This is a genomic window from Pseudonocardia sp. SID8383 (assembly GCF_009864975.1).
In the GTDB taxonomy this organism is placed as follows: domain Bacteria; phylum Actinomycetota; class Actinomycetes; order Mycobacteriales; family Pseudonocardiaceae; genus Pseudonocardia; species Pseudonocardia alni.
Window position 1 is genome coordinate 1 of sequence record NZ_WWFY01000800.1, and the last position, 922, is coordinate 922.

At 78.5% G+C, this 922-nt stretch carries 1 protein-coding gene; it reads right to left on the reverse strand.

What is annotated here, in order from left to right; all coding sequences use genetic code 11:
- Positions 1 to 922 (reverse strand): methionine synthase (locus GTW08_RS19625; RefSeq protein WP_161152350.1); only part of this gene is annotated, 922 nt, incomplete at both ends.

Below are 922 nucleotides of genomic sequence, written 5' to 3' on the forward strand. Positions count from 1 at the left end.
CAGGCGGGCGTCGGGACGGCGAGCCGGGCCAGCCGCGGCCGGTCGAAGCCCAGCCGGTCGGCGAGGTCGTAGCCGATCCGGGCGAGGTCGCCGACCGCCGGTTCGCGGGCCGGCGCGGTGCCGGGCAGCAGCCCGAGGAACAGCGGGACACCGCTGTCCCAGGTCTCGCCGATCGCGTCGAGAGCGCGTGGCTCGGCGGTGGCCCCGGCGAACGCCGGTCGGGTCGCGTCGATCCCGACCGCGGCCGCACCGGTCCCGGCGAGCAGTCGGATCGGCGGGCGGTCCGCGCAGCAGTGCACGACGACCGGGGCGTCGATGCCGGCGATCAGGTCCCGGAGCACGTCCTGGGCGTCCGGCGCGGCGATCGAGCGGACGGTGCCGTAGCCGGACGCGGTCGGCAGCGACCCGGCGAGCACGGCGGGAAGGCCGGGCTCGTCGAGCTGGACGACGACCGTCGCCCCGGTCCGCTGCGCCACCTCGGCGACGTGGGCGCGCAGCCCCTCGGTCAGGCTGGCGGCGAACTCGCGGACGGCGCCGCGGTCGGTGAGCACCCGGTGCCCGGCGGCGAGCTCGACCGAGGCGGCGAGCGTCCACGGGCCGGCGACCTGGACCTTCACCCAGGACGGGCGGATGCGGTCGCAGGCGTCGTCGAAGGCGTCCAGGTCTCCGGACATCAGGTCGCGGGCCCGGCGCAGGTCGCGCCCGGGGTGGGCGGCGACCCGCCAGCCGGTCGGCACGACCTCGACGGCCAGGTCCACGAGCAGCCCGGCCGTGCGGCCGACGATGTCCGCGCCGACACCGCGGGCGGGCAGCTCGGGCAGCGCCGGGAACTCCGGGGTCTCGCCGGTGACCAGCGCACACGCCTCGCGGACGTCGACGCCGGGCAGCGAGCCGACGCCGGTGCCGACGCCCGCGGGCCACA